General features: G+C 36.2%; 1 protein-coding gene. It reads left to right on the top strand.

All coding sequences use genetic code 11. The annotated features are described in order from the left end of the window. Positions 1-115: 115 nt before the first annotated feature. Positions 116-460 carry an alpha-L-fucosidase gene (locus H9625_RS17510; protein ID WP_317173138.1) on the top strand — a complete coding sequence of 115 codons (345 nt, stop codon included), beginning with the start codon at positions 116-118 and terminating at the stop codon, positions 458-460. The last annotated feature ends 60 nt before the right edge of the window (positions 461-520 follow it).

Raw genomic sequence — 520 nt, 5'->3', positions numbered from 1 at the left:
GTGGTTAGATACCATTAAAGGTACTGAATTTCAGCCACTTGACCTATTTTATTCTGCTAAACTTTATTAATTAACTTATTTGCTATCAAAGGATTAACTATTAATTTAACGAAGTATTAGTTATGATACCTTATATAAAAAACCAGATATGATTATACGTTATTTAACGGATATAGTCAGCAAAGGGGGAAATATGTTATTAAATGTGACTCCTAATGGTCAGGGAGCTTTCCCTAAACAGACATTTCCGATTATAAAAGAGTTGCACACCTGGATGCAAATGAATGGCGAAGCTATTTATGGGACGAGGCCTTGGCGTATTTACGGAGAAAAAATGAATCCTAACCAACCTGATGAAGAGATAAAAGCAGAATTTGACGATGCTGTTTTCAATGGGTTTCCTCAGCAACGGATTCCAGACGTGCGCTATACGAGCAAAGGGAATAAGAAGCTGTTTTGAATTTATCGTGCGATGATTTGGGATGAGTTTTTGAGGCATTTTTGCTTCTGTGATGAGGAA

The organism is Phocaeicola intestinalis, assembly GCF_014837065.1.
Taxonomy (GTDB): domain Bacteria; phylum Bacteroidota; class Bacteroidia; order Bacteroidales; family Bacteroidaceae; genus Phocaeicola; species Phocaeicola intestinalis.
This window is presented reverse-complemented; position numbering and strand designations above follow the sequence as displayed.